Origin of the sequence: Corynebacterium xerosis NBRC 16721 = ATCC 373, from assembly GCF_001552415.1 — a bacterium.
GTDB lineage: Bacteria > Actinomycetota > Actinomycetes > Mycobacteriales > Mycobacteriaceae > Corynebacterium > Corynebacterium xerosis.
Window position 1 is genome coordinate 509,068 of record NZ_BCRD01000002.1, and the last position, 20,899, is coordinate 529,966.

At 69.4% G+C, this 20,899-nt stretch carries 16 protein-coding genes and 1 tRNA gene; 10 read left to right on the forward strand and 7 right to left on the reverse strand.

The window, feature by feature from the left end:
* Window positions 1-291: 291 nt before the first annotated feature.
* The 3 genes from CX1_RS05125 to putP all read right to left on the reverse strand — a co-directional run bounded on the left by CX1_RS05125 (window position 292) and on the right by putP (window position 3,343).
* The gene (locus CX1_RS05125) at window positions 292-792 is read right to left on the reverse strand and encodes a hypothetical protein (RefSeq protein WP_046651184.1); all 501 of its coding nucleotides are present in this window, start codon (window positions 790-792) and stop codon (window positions 292-294) included.
* Between the two features lie 184 nt (window positions 793-976).
* Window positions 977-1,477 carry an HNH endonuclease family protein gene (locus tag CX1_RS05130; RefSeq protein ID WP_244465540.1) on the reverse strand — a complete coding sequence of 167 codons (501 nt, stop codon included), beginning with the start codon at window positions 1,475-1,477 and terminating at the stop codon, window positions 977-979.
* A 303-nt stretch (window positions 1,478-1,780) separates the two neighbouring features.
* Entirely contained in the window at window positions 1,781-3,343 is a 1,563-nt protein-coding gene (gene putP, locus CX1_RS05135; protein WP_060925386.1) for a sodium/proline symporter PutP, read from the reverse strand.
* A gap of 289 nt (window positions 3,344-3,632) precedes the next feature.
* Here putP and CX1_RS05140 point away from each other — a divergent pair, with 289 nt between their 5' ends.
* The 4 genes from CX1_RS05140 (at window position 3,633) to CX1_RS05155 (ending at window position 12,040) form a co-directional block, all read left to right on the forward strand.
* Entirely contained in the window at window positions 3,633-7,001 is a 3,369-nt protein-coding gene (locus CX1_RS05140) for a DEAD/DEAH box helicase (RefSeq protein WP_146780702.1), read from the forward strand.
* Window positions 6,988-8,010: a hypothetical protein gene (locus CX1_RS05145; RefSeq protein ID WP_060925357.1), complete on the forward strand. Its 1,023-nt coding sequence runs from the start codon at window positions 6,988-6,990 to the stop codon at window positions 8,008-8,010. The genes CX1_RS05140 and CX1_RS05145 overlap by 14 nt, the downstream gene beginning before the upstream one ends.
* A gap of 70 nt (window positions 8,011-8,080) precedes the next feature.
* Entirely contained in the window at window positions 8,081-9,271 is a 1,191-nt protein-coding gene (locus CX1_RS05150) for a metallophosphoesterase family protein (protein WP_046651183.1), read from the forward strand.
* 9 nt (window positions 9,272-9,280) lie between these two features.
* On the forward strand, window positions 9,281-12,040 hold the full coding sequence (locus tag CX1_RS05155; RefSeq protein ID WP_046651182.1) for an ATP-binding protein: 2,760 nt from the start codon (window positions 9,281-9,283) through the stop codon (window positions 12,038-12,040).
* A gap of 194 nt (window positions 12,041-12,234) precedes the next feature.
* On the opposite strand, the gene CX1_RS05160 is transcribed toward CX1_RS05155, so the two are convergent.
* Window positions 12,235-12,777, reverse strand: a complete 543-nt coding sequence (locus CX1_RS05160; RefSeq protein ID WP_046651181.1) for a YceI family protein — start codon at window positions 12,775-12,777, stop codon at window positions 12,235-12,237.
* 168 nt (window positions 12,778-12,945) lie between these two features.
* On the opposite strand from CX1_RS05160, the gene CX1_RS05165 reads away from it, so the two are divergent.
* From CX1_RS05165 to CX1_RS05180, 4 genes are all read left to right on the forward strand, one after another.
* Window positions 12,946-13,434 carry a MarR family winged helix-turn-helix transcriptional regulator gene (locus tag CX1_RS05165; RefSeq protein WP_046651180.1) on the forward strand — a complete coding sequence of 163 codons (489 nt, stop codon included), beginning with the start codon at window positions 12,946-12,948 and terminating at the stop codon, window positions 13,432-13,434.
* Between the two features lie 93 nt (window positions 13,435-13,527).
* Complete coding sequence (locus tag CX1_RS05170; protein WP_240941436.1) at window positions 13,528-14,019, forward strand: MarR family winged helix-turn-helix transcriptional regulator; 492 nt, start codon at window positions 13,528-13,530, stop codon at window positions 14,017-14,019.
* A 59-nt stretch (window positions 14,020-14,078) separates the two neighbouring features.
* Window positions 14,079-14,330, forward strand: coding sequence for a PspC domain-containing protein (locus CX1_RS05175; protein WP_082719119.1), 252 nt, complete (start codon window positions 14,079-14,081; stop codon window positions 14,328-14,330).
* Between the two features lie 156 nt (window positions 14,331-14,486).
* Window positions 14,487-14,559, forward strand: a tRNA-Arg gene (locus CX1_RS05180).
* Window positions 14,560-14,630: 71 nt separating this feature from the next.
* Here CX1_RS05180 and CX1_RS05185 read toward each other — a convergent pair.
* From CX1_RS05185 to CX1_RS05195, 3 genes are read right to left on the reverse strand one after another with little or no spacing between them, the layout of a single operon-like run.
* The gene (locus tag CX1_RS05185; protein ID WP_052753309.1) at window positions 14,631-15,365 is read right to left on the reverse strand and encodes a LutC/YkgG family protein; all 735 of its coding nucleotides are present in this window, start codon (window positions 15,363-15,365) and stop codon (window positions 14,631-14,633) included.
* On the reverse strand, window positions 15,362-16,912 hold the full coding sequence (locus CX1_RS05190) for a LutB/LldF family L-lactate oxidation iron-sulfur protein (protein WP_046651178.1): 1,551 nt from the start codon (window positions 16,910-16,912) through the stop codon (window positions 15,362-15,364). Before CX1_RS05190 ends, CX1_RS05185 begins: the two co-directional genes overlap by 4 nt.
* On the reverse strand, window positions 16,909-17,724 hold the full coding sequence (locus tag CX1_RS05195; RefSeq protein ID WP_082719120.1) for a (Fe-S)-binding protein: 816 nt from the start codon (window positions 17,722-17,724) through the stop codon (window positions 16,909-16,911). The genes CX1_RS05190 and CX1_RS05195 overlap by 4 nt, the downstream gene beginning before the upstream one ends.
* Before the next feature lie 140 nt (window positions 17,725-17,864).
* Here CX1_RS05195 and argS point away from each other — a divergent pair, with 140 nt between their 5' ends.
* Window positions 17,865-19,517 (forward strand): arginine--tRNA ligase, encoded by a 1,653-nt coding sequence (argS, locus tag CX1_RS05200; RefSeq protein WP_046651177.1) that lies wholly within the window; start codon window positions 17,865-17,867, stop codon window positions 19,515-19,517.
* A 3-nt stretch (window positions 19,518-19,520) separates the two neighbouring features.
* Window positions 19,521-20,888, forward strand: coding sequence for a diaminopimelate decarboxylase (gene lysA / locus CX1_RS05205; protein ID WP_060925358.1), 1,368 nt, complete (start codon window positions 19,521-19,523; stop codon window positions 20,886-20,888).
* The last annotated feature ends 11 nt before the right edge of the window (window positions 20,889-20,899 follow it).

A 20,899-nucleotide genomic window follows, 5' to 3' on the forward strand; every position in this document is an offset into this window, starting at 1 on the left:
CGGTGAACGCCGCTCCCTCTGCGCGACCCTACGGACGAATGTGCGAGAGGGACAACGCCCCAGGCACACGGGCCGCGTAGTCGGAAACGGCGTTGCCGAGCGTCGTTTTGCGAAAGCATCCAACCGGTGTGCGGTGGGCGCCCGATCGCAGGAGAGGATGGGCGAGAGGAGAGGGAGGGCGGAATGCGCCGAACCCCGGCCGAACCGCTCACGGGGAGCGGTCGGCCGGGGTTCGGCACGGCGTGAGGTGCCCGGGAGAATCCGGGGCGGCTCAATTGCCGGGAAGCTGATTTAGATGAAGAACATCAGCACGGCGGTGATCAGCCACAGGGCGCTGAAGATGCCGGAGAACATGGCCAGCTGGCCCTTGGCCTTCTTCCAGTCCAGGTTGGCGGCCTTGTCGGCGCGCTTGCGGAAGTCCGGGTCGTCGGCGAGCTCGTCCTCGCCGGCGACGCCGAGGCCGGCCATCATGACGGCCTGCTTCGGGGTGATGACGAAGTACAGCAGCGCCCAGGCGATGATCGCCAGCAGGATGGACGTGTGCAGCGCGCCGGCCTTCATGTAGTAGCCGAGGTCGGTGAACATGACGCCGACGCCCAGCAGCGGCACGGCCAGTGAGAACAGGCCGTAGGTGCGGGTGATCGCGTGCATGGTGCGGGCGGCGCCGACGGTGCCGGCCTCGCCGTCGCGGGCGGCCAGCGCCAGGCGCGGGAACATCGAGATGGCGACGGTGACGGGGCCGAGCAGCAGGATCGCCGCGACGACATGGGCGATGAGAACGACGTCGTTCATGTGGTGCCTTTCAAGGGTGGTTCGGTGGCTGGTGCGCGATCGCGGCGGCGGGTGGCCCCGTGGTCGCGCATTTCATAGGCGAACCGCCGGGCAGGGCGGCTTGACCATCGGGGCGCCATGTTAGCGGATGGGGGTGGCGGGCACCCAAGCGGTATCGACGTGGCGTCGGTAAGTTGCGGGCGCGTCAACCACTGCGGGTCCGCACGCCGCAGGCCTCGGCCATCGCCTCCCAATCGGCGACGGAGACCGGCAATTCCCACTCCACGGCGACGCGCAGGTACCGCACCGAGTACCCGCAGCGCAGCCCGCGGGGAGCGGGCAGCCACTCGGCGGGCGTGAGATCGGACTTTTCGCGGTTGACCGCCGACGCCACCGGCACGAGGTTGAGCGCGACGTCGTTGGCGAACTCCCGCCTCCGCCGGGCATCCCACGCATGCGCGCCGAAGTCCCATGCCGCCGCCAGCGGGTACACGTGGTCGACGTCCGCGCCCTCGGGCCCGAGGTCGTCGCCGGTGTACGGGTCGGCGATGACGCCCCGTCCGCCGCATTCCGGAGCCGGCGCGCCGTCGCCGAACCACTCGGCCAACACGGCCTCCCGTGCAGTGCACGCTCCGACCCTCGCCCACCCGCCGAACCGGGCGCGGTCGTAACCGAGCACCGTCACGCGCTCCGGCACCACGCGCACGGTGGCCAACAGTCCGGCGGCCTCATCGGCGGCGCCGCGACCGGCATCCGCGCCGGCGCACCCGCCGAGACAGACGACGGTGAATGCCAGGAGCAGGGCGAGGATCGGGGACGGGGGCCGTCGTAAAGCGGCACGCGGAAAGGAAAAACGGGAACGGGCCGGAGCAGAGCGATGGGGACGATCCGGGCGGGGGACGGGGGCGAAGACGCGAAAAAGGCGGGCCACGTCCTATTGGACGCGGCCCGCCTGCGCGCGGTTCCGTCGAATTTCCCGCCTACCCCATCAGGGTGGGCGAGGGAACGGCTACGCCTCGGCCTTTACGGCGGAGCCCTTCGGGGCGGCCGGCTTGAGCGACTCCTCGACGGCGTGGTTGAACTCCGCGACGATGTGGTCGTCGGGCTTCTTCGTCAGCAACGTCACCACGATCATCGCGATGGCCGACGCGGCGACGCCCGGGACGATCTCGTAGATCGTGTCCGTCAGGGAGCTCATGCCCCACGCGAAGGACACGACCGCGCCGACGATGATGCCGGCGGCGGCACCCGGGGTGTTCAGGCGGCGCCAGTACAGCGACGCGACGACGACCGGGCCGAACGCCGAACCGAAACCGGCCCAGGCGAAGCCGACCAGTTCCAGGATCGACGAGTTCGGGTTCGCCGCGATGATGCCGGCGACGATGGCGACGCCGGCCACGGCGAAGCGCGACGCCAGCATCGACGTCGACGACTTCAGGTTCTTGTTGACCACGCCGCGGTACAGGTCCTCGATCAGCGCGGACGACGACACCAACAGCTGCGACGAAATGGTCGACATGATCGCCGCCAGCACGGCCGTCAGGATCAGGCCGGCGACCAGCGGGTGGAAGATGACGCGGGTCAGATCCAGGAAGATGGTCTCGTAGGCGTTCGTGTCGGTGATCGACGCCTCCGGGTTACGGGCGAAGAACACGGTGGACACGATGGCGACCAGCGTCGCGCCGAGCATGCAGATGACCTGCCACGTCACGCCGTAGCGGCGGCCGGCGACGGCGTCGGAGGGGGAGCGCAGCGCCATGAAGCGCACGATGATGTGCGGCTGGCCGAAGTAGCCCAGGCCCCAACCGAACAGGCCGATGGCGGTGATCAGCGGGATGCCCGTGAAGGGGTTGAAGAAGCCCTCGACCGGCGCGCCCTCGGAGCCCGCGTAGGCGTTCTCGGCGGCGAAGGAGAACATGTCGGAGACCGGCTCGCCGTTGGACGTCAGCGTAAACATCGCGACGATGGGCACGATGATCAGCGCCAGGAACATGATGATGCCCTGCACCGCGTCGGTGTAGGACACGGCCAGGAAGCCGCCGAAGAGCGTGTACAGCAGCGTCACGCCGGAGACGATCAGCAGGCCGACCATGTAGTCGCCGCCGAACGTCGACTCCCAGTAGCGTCCGCCGGCGACCATGCCGGAGGAGACGTAGAAGGTGAAGAAGACCAGGATGATGATGCCCGACGCGACGCGCAGGATCTTGGTCTTGTCTTCCAGGCGGTTCTCCAGGAAAGACGGGATGGTGATCGAGTTCTTCGCCACCTTCGTGTACGCCCGCAGGCGTGGCGCGGTGAGCTTCCAGTTCGCCCAGGCGCCGACGCACAGGCCGATGGCGATCCACGTCTGGTTGAGGCCGGACAGGTAGATCGCGCCGGGCAGGCCCATCAGCAGCCAGCCCGACATGTCGGAGGCGCCGGCGGACAGTGCCGCGACGAACGGGTGCAGGCCGCGGCCGGCGAGCATGTAGTCGTCGTACTCGGTGGTCTTCCGGTACGCGGCGTACCCGATGTACAGCATCAGGGCCAGGTAGATGACGATGGCGATGAGATACCAGGTCGTCGCTTCCAAGTGTTCCACTCCTTCTGGTGTGGGGAATCAAGGCTACGTTCGTGCGAGTGACCAATCGACGTTTTCATGGTCGGGGTTGGGCACGCAAAACGGTGACCTGGGTTTTTCCGGTTTTCGGTGGTCCCTTGAACCTTAATGTGACCTGTGAGCGGCGCGGATAACGACTCCGTAACAATGTGGCGTGGCCCATGCTTTCGGGGGATGGCCGGGTGGCGCGTGCCGGGGTCTTTCGCACATCTGCGGTCCGGTGCCGTCCGGTGCGATCCGGTGCGGGTGGCATGATCGGGGCATGTCTTCGGCCACTCATGTGCTCCACGGTTTGTGGATCCCCGACTCCGGGTTGCATCTGTGGTTGGAGCGCGTGGACGGGCACCGGGTGCTGGCGGGGCTTGACGACGGCGCACGGGCGGCCCTTCCGGGCGCGGCCGCGGCGGTGCTGGCGTCGGTGCCGCGCGGGCGGCCGGAGGTGGAGCTGCGCACGCCGAAGGGGAGGAAGGTGCGCCACGTCCTGCCGACGTGGACGTTCGTGCCGGAACGTGCCGTGACGGTGCTGGAGTCGCTGCGCGGGGACGCCGATGATCGGGCGATCGCCCCGGACCTGCGGTTCCTCATCCGCGTCCAGGAATCCATGGAGCGGTGGGCCCGGTCGGGGCGCGCGCTGGTGGCGGTGACGTGGGAGGACGGCCGGTGGTGGCCGCAGTGGCGGTTGCCGGATGGCCTGAAGGAATCGTCGTGGCGGGCGCAGATCGCGCAGCGCACCCCGCCGGTGCTGGTGGTCAACGGTGGCAAGGGGATGCTCGACGACCTGATCGGGCGGCTGTTCCATTGGACGGTCAATGCGTTGCTGGCGGATTTGCCGGAGCCGCCGAAGGGCCGGCAGGCGTTCGTGCGGTCGTTGTTGGATTCGGAGCCGTTGCGCCGGGCGTCGGCGGATGCGGCTGCGGATCTGGCGCAGTGGCGGGCGTCGGCGACGGGCGAGGACGTGCGGCTGCTGCTGGTCGTGGAGGAACCCGAGGATTTCGAGGATCCCGAGCCCAGTCGCGTCATCGACATCGTGCGCAACCGGGGCGGGGCCGGCGGTGCGGACGGCGATGAGGGCTTGTCTTGGCCGTTGCGCATGCACTACCGCATCGGGGTGGACGCCCCGGAGCGGCTGGATCCGGCGATGTGCCGTGGTTCGGTGCTCACGCAGTTGCGCCCGCAGCTGGAATTGGCGCAGAAGGTGTTCCCGCCGTTCCGCGACGCCGCGTCGGCCGGCGAGGGACTGGATCTCCTGCTGACCCCCGACCAGGTCGTGGCGTTGGTGGCCGACGGCGTGGACAAGCTGCGCGAAGCCGGCATCGCCGTGATGCTGCCGCGCGCGTGGATGACGGCGCAGCCTGCGCTCCGGCTGGAGGTCAGCCCCCGCGATGATCAGCCGACCGGTTCGGTGCGCGGCGCGACGGAGGCCCGCGTCGGGTTCGACCAGCTTGTGGATTACAAGTGGAAGCTGACGTTGGGGGACGAGGAGCTTTCCGACGATGAGGTCCGACGCCTGTCCGAATCCGGGTCCGGCCTGGTGCGCCTGCGCGACAGTTGGGTCGCGGCGGATCCGGAGGCGACGCGCAAGGCGCTGAAGTTCCTGGAGGAGCAGACCAAAGCGGGCGAAGCCACGGGCAAGGGGTCGGCGGCGCTGAGCGAGATCCACTTCGCCGATGGTGCGGTGGCGCAGGCGCCGGTGCCCGTCGACGTCGACGCCCGCGGGTGGGCGCGAGCCGTCTTCGACGATGACGCCGATGGCAAGCGTGCGACCGATGAGGGCTCGGGCGGCAAGAACGCGACAGGCGGGGGCGGCGCGCCGGGCGATGCCGCCGCCGGTTTCCACGGCCCCCGCGTACCCGTGCCCGACGGTTTCGCCGGCGAGCTGCGCGAATACCAGCGCCGGGGCCTGGACTGGTTGGCGTGGATGTCCTCTGCCGGGTTCGGGGTGATCCTGGCCGATGACATGGGCCTGGGCAAGACCATTCAGATCCTCGCGTTGCTGCTGCACGAGAAGAACGGCCGTCTGGCCGCCGAAACCGACGGCGAACGCGCCGCCCGCGAAGAACTCGACGCCGCTCTCGAGGCCGGCGGTGACTCGGTGCGGGCGCTGGACGGCGTCGTCAAGCGGTACCCGACTCTGCTGATCGCGCCCATGTCCGTGGTGTCCAACTGGGCCGCGGAAGCGGCGAAGTTCACGCCGGATCTGAAGGTGAAGGTGCTCCATGGGGCGAACCGGCCGCGGGGTGAGGAACTCAAGCGCGTCGCCGAGGGTGCGGACCTGGTGGTGACCACGTACGGCGTCGTCGCGCGCGATCCCGGCGAATGGGGCGCGGTGCAGTGGGATCACGTGATCCTCGACGAGGCGCAGGCGGTGAAGAACCCGAATACCGCGGCGTCGCGGGCGGTGCGGTCGCTGCCCGCGCGGCAGCGGATCGCGCTGACGGGCACGCCGGTGGAGAACAACCTGGGCGAGCTGCGGGCGATCATGGATTTTTGCAACCGCAACATGCTGGGATCGGCGCGGTCGTTCCGGTCGCGGTTCGCCGCTCCCATCGAGCGTGACGGCGACGTCGAGCGGGCCGCGGAGCTGCGGCAGATCACCGCGCCGTTCATCCTGCGGCGCATGAAGACCGACCCGGGCATCCTCGACGATCTGCCGGAGAAGGACGAGAACATCGCGCTGGTGCCGCTGACCGCCGAGCAGGCCCTGTTGTACAAGGGCTGGATCGACGAGCTGGAGCGCGAGGTCGATGCGGCAAAGGGGATGAAGAGGCGGGCGCTGGTGCTGCAGGGCATCACCAAGCTCAAGCAGATCTGCAATCACCCGGCGCATTTCCAGTCCGACGGGTCTCCGCTGCTGAACAAGGGCAGGCACCGGTCGGGGAAGGTCGCGGAGCTGGAGCGCATCGTCGACGCCGCGGTGCTCGACGGCGAGCGGGTTCTGGTGTTCACCCAGTACACGGCCTTCGGGTCAATGCTCCAGCCGTGGTTGGCCGACCGTTTGGGCGTGGACATCCCGTTTTTGCACGGCGGAGTTTCGCGGGCGGCGCGGCAGCGGATGGTCACGGAGTTCAACGCGCCGGATGGGCCGCCGGTGATGGTGCTCAGCCTCAAGGCCGGCGGCACGGGCCTGAATCTGACGGCGGCCAATCACGTGGTCCACGTCGACCGTTGGTGGAATCCGGCGGTGGAGGACCAGGCGACCGACCGCGCCTACCGCATCGGGCAGCGCCGTGACGTGCAGGTGCACAAGCTCGTGGCCAAGGGGACCATCGAGGAGCGCATCGACCAGGTCATCGCCGGCAAGGTCGATCTGGCGCGGGCGGTGATGCCCACCGGCGAGGCGTGGTTGACCGAGATGGGCCTGGACGAGCTCCACCGTCTGTGGAAGCTTGACGACGAGCGCTCGCGCCGGGCCCGCGAGGCCTCCGACGCCGGGCACACCGTGGAAGACGAGTGGGCGCGCGATTCCCGGAAGCGAAAGTCCGGCGTCGGCGACACCGGTCCCGATCAGCTCGCGGATGTCATCGCCTTCGGCGAGCGCCGCCGTGCCGATGGTGATGCGGGCTCCGGCACGAAGAAGCGCGGGCGGCGTGCACCCGGGATGAAGCAGGAGGACGACGATGGCCAACGGTGATGTGACCTGGGGCGACAACGTCATCTACGCCGACTTCGGCGGCCGCGGCGATGCCCGCGGCGGCACGCGCGGGGCACGCGGGAAGAAGGGGGCGGCGCAGCGTCGCAAAGCAGGCGGCAAGGTCGTGCGGCCCCGCACCGAGATCGCGCGCAGGGTCTACGACGCCGTCGCGGACCGGGCCGAAGAAGGCCGCCGCGGGCGGGGCGAGGCGTACTTCCGCGACGGCAACGTGCTGGGCTTCCGCATGGTCGACGGGCAGATCGTCGGAGAGGTCCGCGGCAGCCAGATCGAGCCGTTCACCGTGGTGATCAAGCTTCCGTACCGCGACGCCGGAGTGGCCGCCGGGCTGCTGCGGTGGCTGGCGGGCACCACCGGCGCGGCCGATGACCTGGAGAAGGGCATTCTGCCGGGCAAGCAGCTCGACCAGCTGCTGCTGGCCGGTGACGAGGCGCCGACGTGCCGCTGCTCGTGCCCCGACGCGACGCTGGTGTGCAAGCACGCGGTGGCGGTGGCCGCGTCGGCGGCGCGGGCGATCGACGCCGAGCCTCTCAACGCGCTGGAGCTGAGGGGGCTCGGGGTGCTCGAGGCGCGGCACAAACTGGCCGGGCTCGTCGCCGAGGCTGCGGCGCGGGCGACGGGGCGCGACGGCGACGGTGCGGCGCGCGGCCCGGTGCGCAGGCCGACGGGGCCGCGGACCGAGGATCCGGTGCTTGAAATCGTGGAGCAGGATTTCTGGGGGACGGACCTGCCGGCGATCGAGATCCCGAACCCGGAGACCATGGTGGTGCTGCGTGACACCGACCCGACGCTGCTGCACGCGGCGCTGCGGTCGACGACGGTGCTGTCGGTGGAGACCCTGCGCGCCGTCGCCGACCTCGAGGACTGCTGGGACCACCTGACCTCGCCGCCGTCCTTCGATGACGTCGATCTCGACGATGGTCCGGAGCGACGGCGCGGCGAAGACGACGACGGCATGGTGGCGGCCTCGTTCGACGACGATGCGGAGTGAGTCGGGCGTGATGGCGCGCCGGGGGTGTTTCGCCCGGCGGTGATCCGGGGGCTCTGATAGGAATCGGGGCATGGATGAGCAGCGGGATTCGCGGGCGGCGGACGGGTCGGCGGTGCGGTTCCTGCACACGTCGGACTGGCAGTTGGGCATGACGCGGTGGTTTCTCAGGGAGGGCGACGGCGAGGCGCAGGCCAGGTTTTCGGCGGATCGCCTCGAGGCCGTGCGGCGGCTGGGGCGGCTGGCGCAGGAGCGGGGCGCGGAGTTCATCGTCGTGGCCGGCGACGTCTTCGAGTCAAACACTTTGCCGGAACGCGATTTCCAGCGTGCGCTGGACGTGATCCGAGAGCTGCCCGTCCCGGTGTATTTGCTGCCGGGCAATCATGACGCGCTGGATGCGACGTCGATCTACCACCGCCGCGTGTTCGACGAGGTGGCGCAGAAGGGCGTCCACGTCCTGCGCGATTCGGAACCGGTGGAGGTGCGCCCGGGAGTGGAGATCGTCGGGGCGCCGCTGACCAGCAGGGCCCCGGATACGGATGTGCTCGCCGAGGCGCTGGCGGGGCTGGAGCCCACCGCCGGGGTGCGCATCGCCGTCGCGCATGGCCAGGTCGCGGGATTCGGCGCGGAGGTGGGGGAGACGCTGTCGCTGGATGCGGTGGCGGAGGCCGTCGGCAAGCGTGCCGTGCATTACGTGGCCGTGGGCGATTCCCACTCGACGCAGCAGCTCGACGACGCCGGGCGGATGTGGTTTTCCGGGTCGCCCGAAACGACGGATTACGACGACAAGGAGAGGCATTCCGGCAACGTCCTGGTCGTCGACGCCTCGCCGGATGCGGAGCCGTTGGTGGAGGTGGCGCACATCGGCCAGTGGAACTTCCGGGCCATGGAGCGCGATTTCGCCGGGGTCGAGGATGCGCGGGCGTGGTTGGACGAGCTGCGGATGCTCACCGACAAGTCCCGGACGTGCGTGAAGTATTCGTTGCGCGGGACGCTCAATCTCATCGGCTCGGCGGAGTTGAAGCGGGGCATGGAGGAGATCGCCCCGTCGTTCGCCGCGCTGTACCGCCGGGGCAGCGGCAGCGAGGTCACCGTGGTGCCGGAGGACGGCGACATCACGTCGCTGGGGCTCAACGGATTCCCGCTCGACGCCGCGGAGCAATTGAAGGCGCGGACGGCGGACGGGGCGTTGGCAGACGAGGATCGCCGGGCGGCGGCCGATGCCCTGGGGCTGTTGGCGCGTTTGGCCGGGACCGGGAAGTAGGGGCGGACCATGAAACTGCATTCGATCGAGCTGAAGAACGTCCGCGGCATCGAGCATCTGGTGGCCGACGAGCTGCCGGACCGCGGCGTGATCGTCATCGCCGGCGACAACGAGATGGGCAAGTCCACCATCGCCGAAGCGATCCACGTGGCGTTGACCTGGCCCGCGAAGTCCGACCGCAAGGAAGTCAAGGCCCTGCGGCCGAACAACCGCGACACGTTCCCGGACGTGACGCTGGACATGACGCTGGGCGGGACGCGGTTCACCATGCGCAAGGTGTTCGCGGGCAACCGCAACGCCACTCTGACCGAGATTTCGGTGGCGGAACCCGCACCCAAGCAGCTGGCGGGCGACGCCGCGCAGCAGTGGCTCAACGAGCTGACCCGCGGCGAGGGCACGCGCGACCTGTGGAACGCGTTCGTGGCCCGCCAGGGCACCGAGCAGAAGGCACTGCAAATGGGTGCGTACGCGCAGGTGACGGCGGCCCTGCAGGAGGCGTCCGGCGGATCGGCGGAAACCGACGAGCAGAAGTCCATCGTCGAGGCGGCGCTGGCGGAGCGTGCGCTGTATTACACGGCGCAGGGCAAGGAGAAATCCTCTCTGAAGGAGGCGGCCGCGGCGGTGGAGGCCGCCGATGCCCGCTACGCCGCGGCGTCCGCGCGCGTGGAGGAAGTGCGCGACTTGGTCGACGAGGCGAAGAAGAACGATCGGCGTCGGGCCGAGCTCGAATCGGATCTGCCAGCGGCGGAAGCCGAGGTTGCGTCGTGGCGCGCGACGGTGGCGGAGCTCAAGGAATTCCATCACGCCAAGTCGAAGGCCGACGATGCAGTGACGTTGGCGACGGTGGAGCTGAACAACGCCCGCTCGGCGCAGGACGCGCGCGCCGAGCTGATCGCGCAGGAGAAGCAGGCCCAGACGGCTTTGGATGCGGTCGTCGCGGAGCTGGTGCCGCTGCGCGAGGCCGCGGCGGCGGAGGCACGGGACGTCGACGCGATCGAGGCGACGGTGGTCCGGACGCGGGCGAAGCGGGACCGGGCACGTCGGCTGCTGCATGTGGCGGACACGGATCTGGCGCATTGCGTGAACGTCCGTAAGCTCGCCGAACTCGACGAGGTCCTCGATCGGGTCCGCGAGCTCGACGAGGTGGTCAAGGTCAAGCGGCGCAAGCTCGCCGAGCACCGCATCACCGCCGACGACGCCAAGCGGGCCTATGACGCGGAAAACGAATGGCGTACGGCGACGACGGTGCTGGAGGCGTCGTCGTCGGAATTGAGTGTCAGGGCCGCGACCGCGGCGACGGTGTCTGTGGACGGGGAGGACGTGGAGGTCGGCGAGCAGGCCGTCACCCGTGCCGTCACCGCGCCGACGAGCGTGCGGGTAGGCGAGGTCACCGTCACCGTCACCCCGGGTGACGGGGCCGGCGAGTACTCGGGCCGGGCGGCGCTGGCGAAGGAGAAGCTCGACGACATCCTGTCGGACCTGGGGGTCAGCTCCGTCAAGCGGGCGGAAGAAAAGGCGAAGGCGCGCGCGGCCGTCGAATCCGAGTTGGAAATCGCCCGCACCCGCCTCGACGCCGAACTGAGCAACCGCGATCTCGGCGAGATGCAGGACGCGCGCGTGGGGCTCGACGCCGACGTCGAGGCCTACCCGGGCATCCGCGCCGACATGATCGCCGGTTGGTCAGGCAATGGTGACGGCGATGGTGATGACGACCCCACTGGCACGGACGACGGCACTGGCGACGGTGTGGCCGCCTCCTCCGACGCCGCCTTCGTTGCCTCCGATTTGCCCGACGACGAGGCCGAGGCGCAGCGCATCCTCGACGACGCGCGGGAGGCCGAGCGCACCGCGGGCGTCGAGTACGAGGCCGCCATGCAGGCGGCGCAGTCGATGAGCGCCCGCCCGGCCCGCCACGAATTGCACCGGAAGCAGGCCGATGAGCACGCCAGGGTCGAAGACGTCCGCCGGGCGGTCGACGCCCTGACCGAAGCCCGCGCACGCGAGAACGACGAGGACCTCGCCGAGCGGTTGGCGGGTGCCGAGGCCACGTTCGCCGATGCCCGGGTCGCGGCCGACCGTGCCCGCGAGGCATTGGTCGAGCGCGGCGCCGAAGATGCCGACGCGTCACTGATCGGGGCCGAGTCGTACTTGGAAGGACTGCGCGACGAGCAGATGAAGTTGCGCGTCCGCCGGGGCGGGCTGACCGGCGAGCTCAAGTCCGTCTCCGGCGTCAACGAGGAGCTGGCCGAAGCCGACGCGGAGCGCACCCGCCTGCGCCGCGAACTGGAGTCGATCAATCGGCGGGCCGCGGCGGCGAAGCTGCTGTACGAGACCCTTGAGGCCGCCCGCAAGGAGACCCGCCGGACCATCGGCGAGCCGCTGCTGCAGAAGCTGGCGCAGTACGGCGGCGCGGTCTTCGGGCACAGCACCACGTTCGAGCTCGACGAGGGCATGGCGGTGAAGTCGCGGTCCAACGCCTCCGGCACCTTCGAATTCGATGCGCTTTCCGGAGGTGCCCAGGAGCAGATCGACGTGCTGCTGCGCCTGGCCGTCGCCGGCGTCATGGACGGCGAAGGCGGTGCGCCGGTGATCATCGACGATGCGCTGGGCTACTCCGACCCGGATCGCCTGCGGAAGATGAACAACGCCTTCGCCCGCGCCGGAGAGGACAGCCAGATCCTGGTGCTGACCTGTTACCCGGAGCGGTTCTCCCGGATCGGCGGCAGTCACCGCCTGGACATGGCAGAACTGTTGCGCACAGACGACTGACACCTGTGAGGGCGTGGCGAGGCCGGTGTAAGCGCCCGACGCCTGCGCTTATGACGTCAACGCGGGCGCGCCGTCGCGGCCGGCGTGCATGCGACGACGAAAAAGGGGCGTCCCCACCGAATCGGTGGGGACGCCCCGTCGTCAAGCAAAGGGAGACGCTGCCCTTCGCCGAACGAGTCAGCCGAAAGCCGGAACTACTGGGCCTTGACGGCGGAGATCTCGATCTCCAGGACGACCTTGTCGGAGACCATGACGCCGGAGTTCAGCGGGGCCTGCCAGTCGACGCCGAAGTCCTTGCGGTTGATGGAGCCCGAGGCGGTCAGGCCGATGCGCTCCAGGTCGTAGGCGTCGACGTTGGTGCCCTCGAACTCGACGTCGAGATCGATGGACTTGGTGACGCCCTTGATGGTCAGGTCGCCGGTCAGGACGCCCTCGTTGTCGCCGGTGACCTTGGCGTCGGTGGCGACGAAGGTGATCTCCGGGTACTTCTCGACCTCGAAGAAATCGCCGGTGCGGACGTGGCCGTCACGGTCGGCGTTGCCGGTGTCGATGGACGTGGCCTGGATGACGACGTTGGCGGCGTTGTTGACGTTCTCCGGATCGATGGTGAAGGAACCGGCGTAGTCGGTGAACTGGCCGCGGGTCTTGGTGACCATCGCGTGGCGGACCATGAAGCCGAGCTGCGAGTGCGACGGGTCGATGTTCCAGGTGCCGGCGAAGTTGGGGGAGAGAGCCATGGGAAGAGTCCTTTCAACGTTTCCGGGGGACACGTGCACGATTGCACGGATCACGCCCGGCGGCTAGTTGCCGTATCAACAATGAACACTGTAGCGACGCATGGATGACGTGTCAACAACTTTCCGGATTTTGGTGAAACACGTGGTCATTGGGGTAGCGTGAGCGACATGCAGCAGGAAGTTCCGTGGCTCAATGACGACGAGCAAACTCTTTGGCGGGCGATGATGGGCGCCGCAAAGGCAGTCGAGCGCGCGATGGACACGCGCCTGCTCACCACCGAGGAGATTTCCAGCGCGGACTTTTCCGTGCTGGTCCAGCTCTCCGAAGCGGAGGGGGGCACGGTGCGCATGCGCGAACTGTGCGAGGGCCTGAAGTGGGACCGCAGCCGCATGTCGCACCAGATCACCCGCATGGAAAAGCGCGGCCTGGTGACCAAGCTGCGCTGCGCCAACGATTCCCGCGGCATCGACGTCGAACTGACCGCGCACGGCCGCGAGGTCATCGAGCGCGCCGCACCGGATCACGTCCGCATGATCCGCCGCATCGTCTTCGACGAACTCGACTCGATCCCGGGCCTCGACCGCGACGCTGCTCTGACGGCCATGCGCGCCATTTCCGCCGCCGCCGAGGATTTCCGCGGCGAGACGATCGCGTAACCGGCGCCCGCCGGCCCTTGCCAACCCCCGCCAACCCCGCCGCGCGGCGTCTCGACTACGCCCGCGGGCGGTATCCCCGTTAGCCTTGTCCCCATGAACGCCCCCTTGAACGACTATGACTGGCTCACCGACGACGAGCAGCAGTTCTGGCAGATGCTCGTGTCCACCTTCCGCAGCGTGGAGCGCAACATTGAGGCGACGCTGCGCGAGCGCACGGGGTTGACGTTCGGCGACTTCACGGTGCTCATCGCGCTGAGCGAAACCGAGGACGGCGTCATGCACGTCGACGAGCTGTGCCGTCGCCTGAAGTGGAATCACCCGCGCGCGCTGCTGCACACCTCGCGCATGGAAAAGCGCGGCGTCATCAGCGTCGAGGATCCGGGCGCCGACCCGGACGCCGACTACACGGTGGCCCTGACCGGCGTCGGCCGCCACGTGTTCGCGGAGGCGGCGCCGGATTACGTCGGCACCGTCCGGTCGGAGGTCTTCGAGCAGCTTTCCGACGACGACCTCGCCCACATGACCCGCTGCTTCACGACGATCATGAACCACGCCGAGCAGGGCAACGGTTCGAAGCTGCTGTAGTACTTTCCCGGCGCAGGCCCCGCCCGGCGGTGAATGCCGTGTTCCCGTATAACGGGGGCATGGCGAACATGGACAAGAACGGACTTTTCAACCAGCAGAAGGTGTCGGCATCCATCGACCGGATGGCGGGCCGACCCGTGCGGCGCAGCCACTCCAACAAGTGGGTCGCCGGCGTGTGCGGCGGCATCGAGGAGGCCACCGGCTTCAGCGGCACCGCGCTGCGCGTGATCTTCGCCGTCCTTGCGTTGACCGTCGCGCCGCTGGCCCTGATCCTGTACTTGGGCGCGTGGCTGGTCATCCCGGAAGCGTAGGGATACCGGAGGAGTGGGGATTTCGGCGGGGATTCGTCGGAGATTCCGGCAAGGATTGTGTAAGTAACCGTCTGGGATTCGATGCGAACGACCGGCCCTTTCGTTGTTCGTGCCGGGGCGGTGCTAAAGTATCGAACGTTGCCCGCAAGGGCGCACGCCTCCGTAGCTCAGTGGATAGAGCACCGGTTTCCGGTACCGAAGGTCGTAGGTTCGACTCCTATCGGGGGCACGAAAACAAGTCCCGCACCATCTGGTGCGGGACTTTTTCGTGTCCGGGTGCCGTCGCGTGCGGCGTCCCGCCTATCCCGCGATGACGACCACCAGCGTTCGCGGGCCGTGGACGCCCTCAACGCGGTTGAGCTCGATGTCGGACGTCGCCGATGGCCCGGAGATCATGGTGATCGGGGCGGTGGGGTCCAGCCGCGCGATGGCCTCGGGCACGCCGTCGACGATCGTGTCGACTGGCACCACGCACACGTGCAGGTCCGGCACCAGCGTCAGCGCACGCCGGCCGCAGACGGGGGAGCCGTCGAGGAAGATCGTGCCGGTCTCCGCGGCGGTCACGGCCGACGACGTCACGATGCCGTCCAGCACGTCCAACTCGCGGGCGGCGAAGACCGCCGGATCATCGACGACGATCTCGCCGGAGTCGGCGCCGAAGTCGCCCAGCCATGCCTCGTCCAACCCGCCGGGGATGCCGACGCGGCCGACGCCGTGGTCGGCCAGCACCTTCGCCACCGCCGCGCCGATGCCGTCGGCGCCGCCGGCGGACGCCGAACACCGCACGACCTGCGCCTTGTAGTCCTCCAGGCGATCGACGAGCAGGTCGACCAGCTGCGCACCCGGCGTGCTCCGGCCGCGGATGTAATCGCGCGGGACCGGGTACGGCTGGTCGGCGGCACCTTCGTCGATGCCGGCGCCCTCCGAAATCACGTGCTCGGCCGCGGACCTGGCATGAGCCTCACGGATGCGCCGCAGGATCTCCTGCTTGGCGACGCCGCCCGCGCCCGCAGCGCCCGAATCTTTGGCGTTCATCGGTCCTCCTCCATGCCCGCGCCGCCGGTGATCCTGGACGGGATCCGGTGCGCGGCTTCGTCGTCAAGCCTGGTTCTGGCCGCATCCGAGCCCCACCACGCCCGGAAGGGCTTCTTCGGCGGCACCGGGGTGTCGCGGGCGTCGGACCAGCCGGACAGGAACAGCGGCAGCTTGTGGATCTCGCCGTCGCGCAGCCCCAGCACGCGGGCCAGCGACGCCGACCGCACGGTCATGTCCCACAGGCGCGAGCCGCCCATGACCCAGCCCATCAGGCCGAAGAGCTTGCCCTCCACCGGCGGACGGTGGTCGCGGACCTTCTGGTGGCGCAGTTCCAGCAGGGCGGCGGGGATGTCGATGCGCACCGGGCACACCTCGAAGCACGCGCCGCACAGCGACGACGCGTAGGGCAGCGAGGCGTTGGGGTCCTTCGCCGAATCCATGCCCGTCAGCTGCGGGGACAGGATCGCGCCGATCGGCCCGGGGTACGTCGAGCCGTAGGCGTGGCCGCCGGCGCGCTCGTAGACGGGGCAGATGTTCAGGCACGCCGAACAGCGGATGCATTTGAGCGCCTCGCGGCCGATGGGGTCGGCCAGCGTGGCGGTGCGGCCGTTGTCCAGCAGCACGATGTGGAACTCGGTCGGGCCGTCGCCGTCGGTGACGCCGGTCCACATCGAGGTGTACGGGTTCATGCGCTCGCCGGTCGACGACCGCGGCAGCAGCTGCAGGAACACCTCCAGGTCCTCGAACCGGGGCAGCAGCTTCTCGATGCCCATCACCGTGATCAGCGTCTCCGGAAGCGTCAGGCACATGCGGCCGTTGCCCTCGGATTCGACCACGGTGACGGTGCCTGTTTCGGCGACGCCGAAGTTCGCGCCGGAGATGGCGACCTTCGCGGACATGAACTGGTCGCGCAGGAACCGCCTCGACGCCTCCGCCAGCTCCGCCGGTTCGTTGCCCAGGTCCGGGTCGACGCCGGGGATGCCGCGGCGGAAGATGTCGCGGATCTCGTCGCGGTTGCGGTGGATGGCGGGCACGAGGATGTGCGACGGCTTGTCGTCGCCGAGCTGCACGATCAATTCGGCCAGGTCCGTTTCGCGGGCGGAGATGCCCGCGTCGGCCAGCGCCTCGTTGAGCCCGATTTCCTGCGTCGCCATCGACTTGACCTTGATCACGTCGGTTTCGCCGGTGGCTCGCACCAGGTCGGTGACGATGCGGTTGGCCTCCGCCGCATCGCGCGCCCAGTGCACGTGGCCGCCGCGGGCGGTGACGGCGGCCTCGAACTGCTCGAGCAGTTCCGGCAGCCGCGCCATGACGTCGCGTTTGATCGCCGATCCGGCCAGCCGCAGCTGCTCCCAGTCGGGCTTTTCGCCGACGACGTGGGCGCGCTTGGCGCGGATGGTGTGGGTGGCGTTGCGCAGGTTCGAGCGCAGCTGGCCGTTGCGCAGCTCGTGGTGGGCGGCGGCGGTGAAGCCCTCGTCGCCGCGCAGGTGGCCGACGCCGGCCGGTGCACGCGGGGGAGTGGGCAGGCCCAGGTTCACGGGGCTCATCGGTTTTCCCCGTTCCGCTTTGCGACGCCCTGCTTTGCGACGTCCCGCGGTGCGTCCAGTCCGGCCTCGAACGGGTGGCGGCGGGTGGACGCCAGGATCTCGGCGATGTGCAGTGCCCGAGCGTGGCCGTCGCGCTTGAGCAGCGAGCCGCCGATGTTGAGCAGGCAGGAGGCGTCGCCGGCGGTGACGAACTCCGCGCCGGTGGACTCGACGGCCACGACCTTGTCGGCGACCATCGCCGCAGAGGTTTCGGCGTTCTTGACGCTGAAGGTGCCGCCGAAGCCGCAGCATTCCTCGGCGCCGGGCAGATCGACCAGGTCGATGCCCTCGACGGCGCGCAGCAGCTTCAGCGGCCGGTCGCCGACGTGGAGGACGCGCAGGCTGTGGCACGTGGAGTGGTACGTCACCCGGTGGGGGAAGTAGGCCCCGACGTCGGTGACGCCGGCGACGTCGACGATGAACTCCGAGAGGTCCAGCGTCTTGTTCGCGCAGGTCTTGGCCACCGCGGCCTGGGCGGCGGTGCCGAAGCGCGAGGCGATCATGGGGTGCTGGTGGCGCACGGCGCCGGCGCAGGAGCCGGACGGGGCGACCACGTAATCGATGGACGGATCGGAGAAGGCGTCCGCGTAGGTGTCGATCTGCGGCAGCGCCTCTTCCTGGTATCCGGTGTTGACGTGCATCTGACCGCAACACGTCTGCTTCTCGGGGAAGACGACGTCGCAGCCGAGGCGGGTGAGGACCGCGGCCGTGGCCTGGACCGCGGAGGGGAACATCACGTCGCCGACGCAGGTGGCGAAAAGCGCGACCTTCATGTGGGCTCCTGGGGTGGTGGGCTGATTCGGGGCCGAGTCTACGCCCGGAAAGTAACGTCGGAAACGATTCAGAGAGCGGTGTTCGGGGACGTTCGACCGTCGTAAAGCGAGGTCCGGCGCACCCGCTAGGATGTGCAACCATGACTCCAGCCGAACTCGCCGCCCTGATCCGCGGCCTCGCCGTCGACGTCTTCACCGAAAACGACCTGGACCCGTCGGTGCTTCCCGACGACGTCGTCGTCGAGCGCCCCCGCAACCCGGAGCACGGCGATTACGCCACCAACGTGGCCATGCAGGCCGCCGGTCGCGCCGGAGCGAAGCCGCGCGACGTCGCCGGCTGGCTGGTGGACAAGCTCGCCGCGACCGACGGCATCGACGAGGCGTCGGTGGCCGGCCCGGGCTTCATCAACATCCGCCTGGGCTCGGCGGCGCAGGGCAAGATCGTCTCGGAGATCCTCGCCGCCGGCGAGAAGTGGGGCCATGGCGACGATTACGCCGGCACCAAGGTCAACCTGGAGTTCGTCTCCGCCAACCCCACCGGGCCGATCCACCTGGGCGGCACCCGCTGGGCGGCCGTCGGCGACGCGCTGGGCCGCGTGTTGTCGGCCCGTGGCGCGCAGGTGACCCGCGAGTACTACTTCAACGACCACGGCGAGCAGATCAACCGCTTCGCCCGCTCCCTCGTCGCCGCCGCCAAGGGCGAGCCGACGCCGGAGGACGGCTACGGCGGCGGCTACATCGCCGACATCGCCGCGCAGGTCATCGAGAAGAACCCCGACGTGCTCTCCGGCACCGACGCCGAGGTGCAGGAGACCTTCCGCGCCACCGGCGTGGAGCTGATGTTCGCCCACATCCGCGAGTCCCTGCATGAATTCGGCACCGACTTCGACGTCTACTTCCACGAGAATTCGCTGTTCGAGTCCGGGGCCGTCGAGTCGGCCGTGGCGCAGCTGAAGAACGACGGCAAGCTCTACGAGCACGACGGCGCGTGGTGGCTGAAGTCGACCGACTACGGCGACGACAAGGACCGCGTGGTCATCAAGTCGGACGGCAACGCCGCCTACATCGCCGGCGACATCGCCTACGCGAAGGACAAGTTCGACCGCGGCTTCGACCTGTGCATCTACATGCTCGGCGCCGACCACCACGGTTACATCGCCCGCCTGAAGGCCGCCGCGGCGGCGCTGGGCTACGACGCCGACGCCGTCGAGGTGCTCATCGGCCAGATGGTCAACCTGCTGCGCGACGGCGAGGCCGTGCGCATGTCCAAGCGCGCCGGCACCGTCATCACCCTCGACGACCTGGTGGAGGCCATCGGCATCGACGCCGCCCGCTACTCCCTGATCCGTTCGTCGGTCGACTCCTCGCTGGACATCGACCTGGCGCTGTGGGCGTCGCAGTCCAACGACAACCCGGTGTACTACGTCCAGTACGGCCACGCGCGCATCAGCTCCATCGCGCGCCGCGCCGCCGAGGCGGGCGTGACCTCCGAGGGCGCCGACTTCGGCCTGCTCGTCCACGATCGCGAGGGCGAGCTGATCCGCACCCTCGGCGAGTTCCCCGCCGTGGTCACCGCCGCCGCGCAGCTGCGCGAGCCGCACCGCGTCGCCCGCTACGCCGAGCAGCTCGCCGGCGTGTTCCACCGCTTCTACGACGTCTGCCAGATCCTGCCGAAGGCCGGCGAGACCGCCGAGCCGCTGCACGCCGCCCGCCTGGGCCTGGCCGAGGCCACGCGCCAGACGCTGGCCAACGCCCTGGGCCTGCTCGGCGTCACCGCCCCGGAGAGGATGTAGCGCATGACGGAATCCAACCCCGCCACCACCGCCGCCACTGGTGCCGCCGCCTTCAACGGCCTGCCGGCCCACGTGTGGCCCCGCAATGCCGCCCGCGGCGCCGACGGCGTCGTGTCCATCGCCGGCGTGGCGTTGACGGACATCGCCGAGCGCTTCGGCACTCCGGTCATGGTCGTCGACGAGGACGACTTCCGTTCGCGCTGCCGCGACATGGCCCGCGCGTTCGGCGGCCCGGAGCACGTGCATTACGCATCGAAGGCGTTTCTGACGCGCACCATCGCCCGTTGGGTGGAGGAGGAGGGCCTGTCGCTGGACGTGGCCTCCGAAAACGAGCTGCGCATCGCGCTGATGGCGGACTTCCCGGCCGCCCGGATCACCGCGCACGGCAACAACAAGGACGACGCCTTCCTGCGCGCCTGCGTCGACGAAGGCGTCGGCCACGTCGTGCTCGACAGCGACCAGGAGCTCGAGCGCCTCGACGCCATCGCGGGCGAGGCCGGCCGCGCCCAGCACGTGATGATCCGCGTCAAGCCCGGCATCGAGGCCCACACGCACGAGTTCATCGCCACCAGCCACGAGGACCAGAAGTTCGGGTTCTCCCTGGCGTCCGGGTCGGCCTACCGCGCCGCCGAGGCCGCGGTGAAGGCCGCCAACCTCGAGCTCGTCGGCCTGCACTGCCACGTCGGCTCGCAGGTCTTCGACGCGCAGGGCTTCACCGCCGCCGCCGACCGCGTCCTGGAGCTGTACTCGCGCATCCACGACGAGCTCGGCGTGATCCTGCCGGAGCTCGACCTCGGCGGCGGTTACGGCATCGCCTACACCGAGGACGAGCAGCCGCTCGACGTCGACGAGGTCGCCCACGACCTGCTCACCGCGGTGGCCAAGACGGCCGCCGAGCTGGGCATCGAGGCCCCGTCGGTGCTGGTCGAGCCGGGCCGGGCCATCGCGGGCCCGGGCACCGTCACGGTGTACGAGGTCGGCACGGTCAAGGACGTCACCGTCGACGAGGGCGTTTCCCGCCGCTACCTGTCCGTCGACGGCGGCATGTCGGACAACATCCGCCCGGCCCTGTACGGCTCGCTTTACGACGCCCGCGTGGTGTCCCGCACCGTCGACGGCACGGCGACGTCCACGCGCATCGTCGGATCCCACTGCGAATCGGGCGACGTGCTGATCCGCGATGCGGAGTACCCCGACGACATCCGCCGCGGCGATCTGGTGGCGCTGGCCGCCACCGGCGCGTACACCTACGCGATGTCGAGCCGGTACAACGCCTTCAACCGCCCCGCGATCGTGTCGGTGCGCGACGGCGCCGTCACGCCGATGATGCGGCGCGAGACCATCGAGGACTTCCTGGCCCTCGAGGGCTGAGAATCCACATG

What these genes read in the sequence shown, in the direction of transcription:
- CX1_RS05125 (WP_046651184.1), bottom strand. Translation starts at nt 792, where the DNA reads ATGAACGACGTCGTTCTCATCGCCCATGTCGTCGCGGCGATCCTGCTG.
- CX1_RS05140 (WP_146780702.1), top strand. Translation starts at nt 3,633, where the DNA reads ATGTCTTCGGCCACTCATGTGCTCCACGGTTTGTGGATCCCCGACTCC.
- CX1_RS05145 (WP_060925357.1), top strand. Translation starts at nt 6,988, where the DNA reads ATGGCCAACGGTGATGTGACCTGGGGCGACAACGTCATCTACGCCGAC.
- CX1_RS05150 (WP_046651183.1), top strand. Translation starts at nt 8,081, where the DNA reads ATGGATGAGCAGCGGGATTCGCGGGCGGCGGACGGGTCGGCGGTGCGG.
- CX1_RS05155 (WP_046651182.1), top strand. Translation starts at nt 9,281, where the DNA reads ATGAAACTGCATTCGATCGAGCTGAAGAACGTCCGCGGCATCGAGCAT.
- CX1_RS05160 (WP_046651181.1), bottom strand. Translation starts at nt 12,777, where the DNA reads ATGGCTCTCTCCCCCAACTTCGCCGGCACCTGGAACATCGACCCGTCG.
- CX1_RS05165 (WP_046651180.1), top strand. Translation starts at nt 12,946, where the DNA reads ATGCAGCAGGAAGTTCCGTGGCTCAATGACGACGAGCAAACTCTTTGG.
- CX1_RS05170 (WP_240941436.1), top strand. Translation starts at nt 13,528, where the DNA reads ATGAACGCCCCCTTGAACGACTATGACTGGCTCACCGACGACGAGCAG.
- CX1_RS05175 (WP_082719119.1), top strand. Translation starts at nt 14,079, where the DNA reads ATGGCGAACATGGACAAGAACGGACTTTTCAACCAGCAGAAGGTGTCG.
- CX1_RS05185 (WP_052753309.1), bottom strand. Translation starts at nt 15,365, where the DNA reads ATGAACGCCAAAGATTCGGGCGCTGCGGGCGCGGGCGGCGTCGCCAAG.
- CX1_RS05190 (WP_046651178.1), bottom strand. Translation starts at nt 16,912, where the DNA reads ATGAGCCCCGTGAACCTGGGCCTGCCCACTCCCCCGCGTGCACCGGCC.
- CX1_RS05195 (WP_082719120.1), bottom strand. Translation starts at nt 17,724, where the DNA reads ATGAAGGTCGCGCTTTTCGCCACCTGCGTCGGCGACGTGATGTTCCCC.
- argS (WP_046651177.1), top strand. Translation starts at nt 17,865, where the DNA reads ATGACTCCAGCCGAACTCGCCGCCCTGATCCGCGGCCTCGCCGTCGAC.
- lysA (WP_060925358.1), top strand. Translation starts at nt 19,521, where the DNA reads ATGACGGAATCCAACCCCGCCACCACCGCCGCCACTGGTGCCGCCGCC.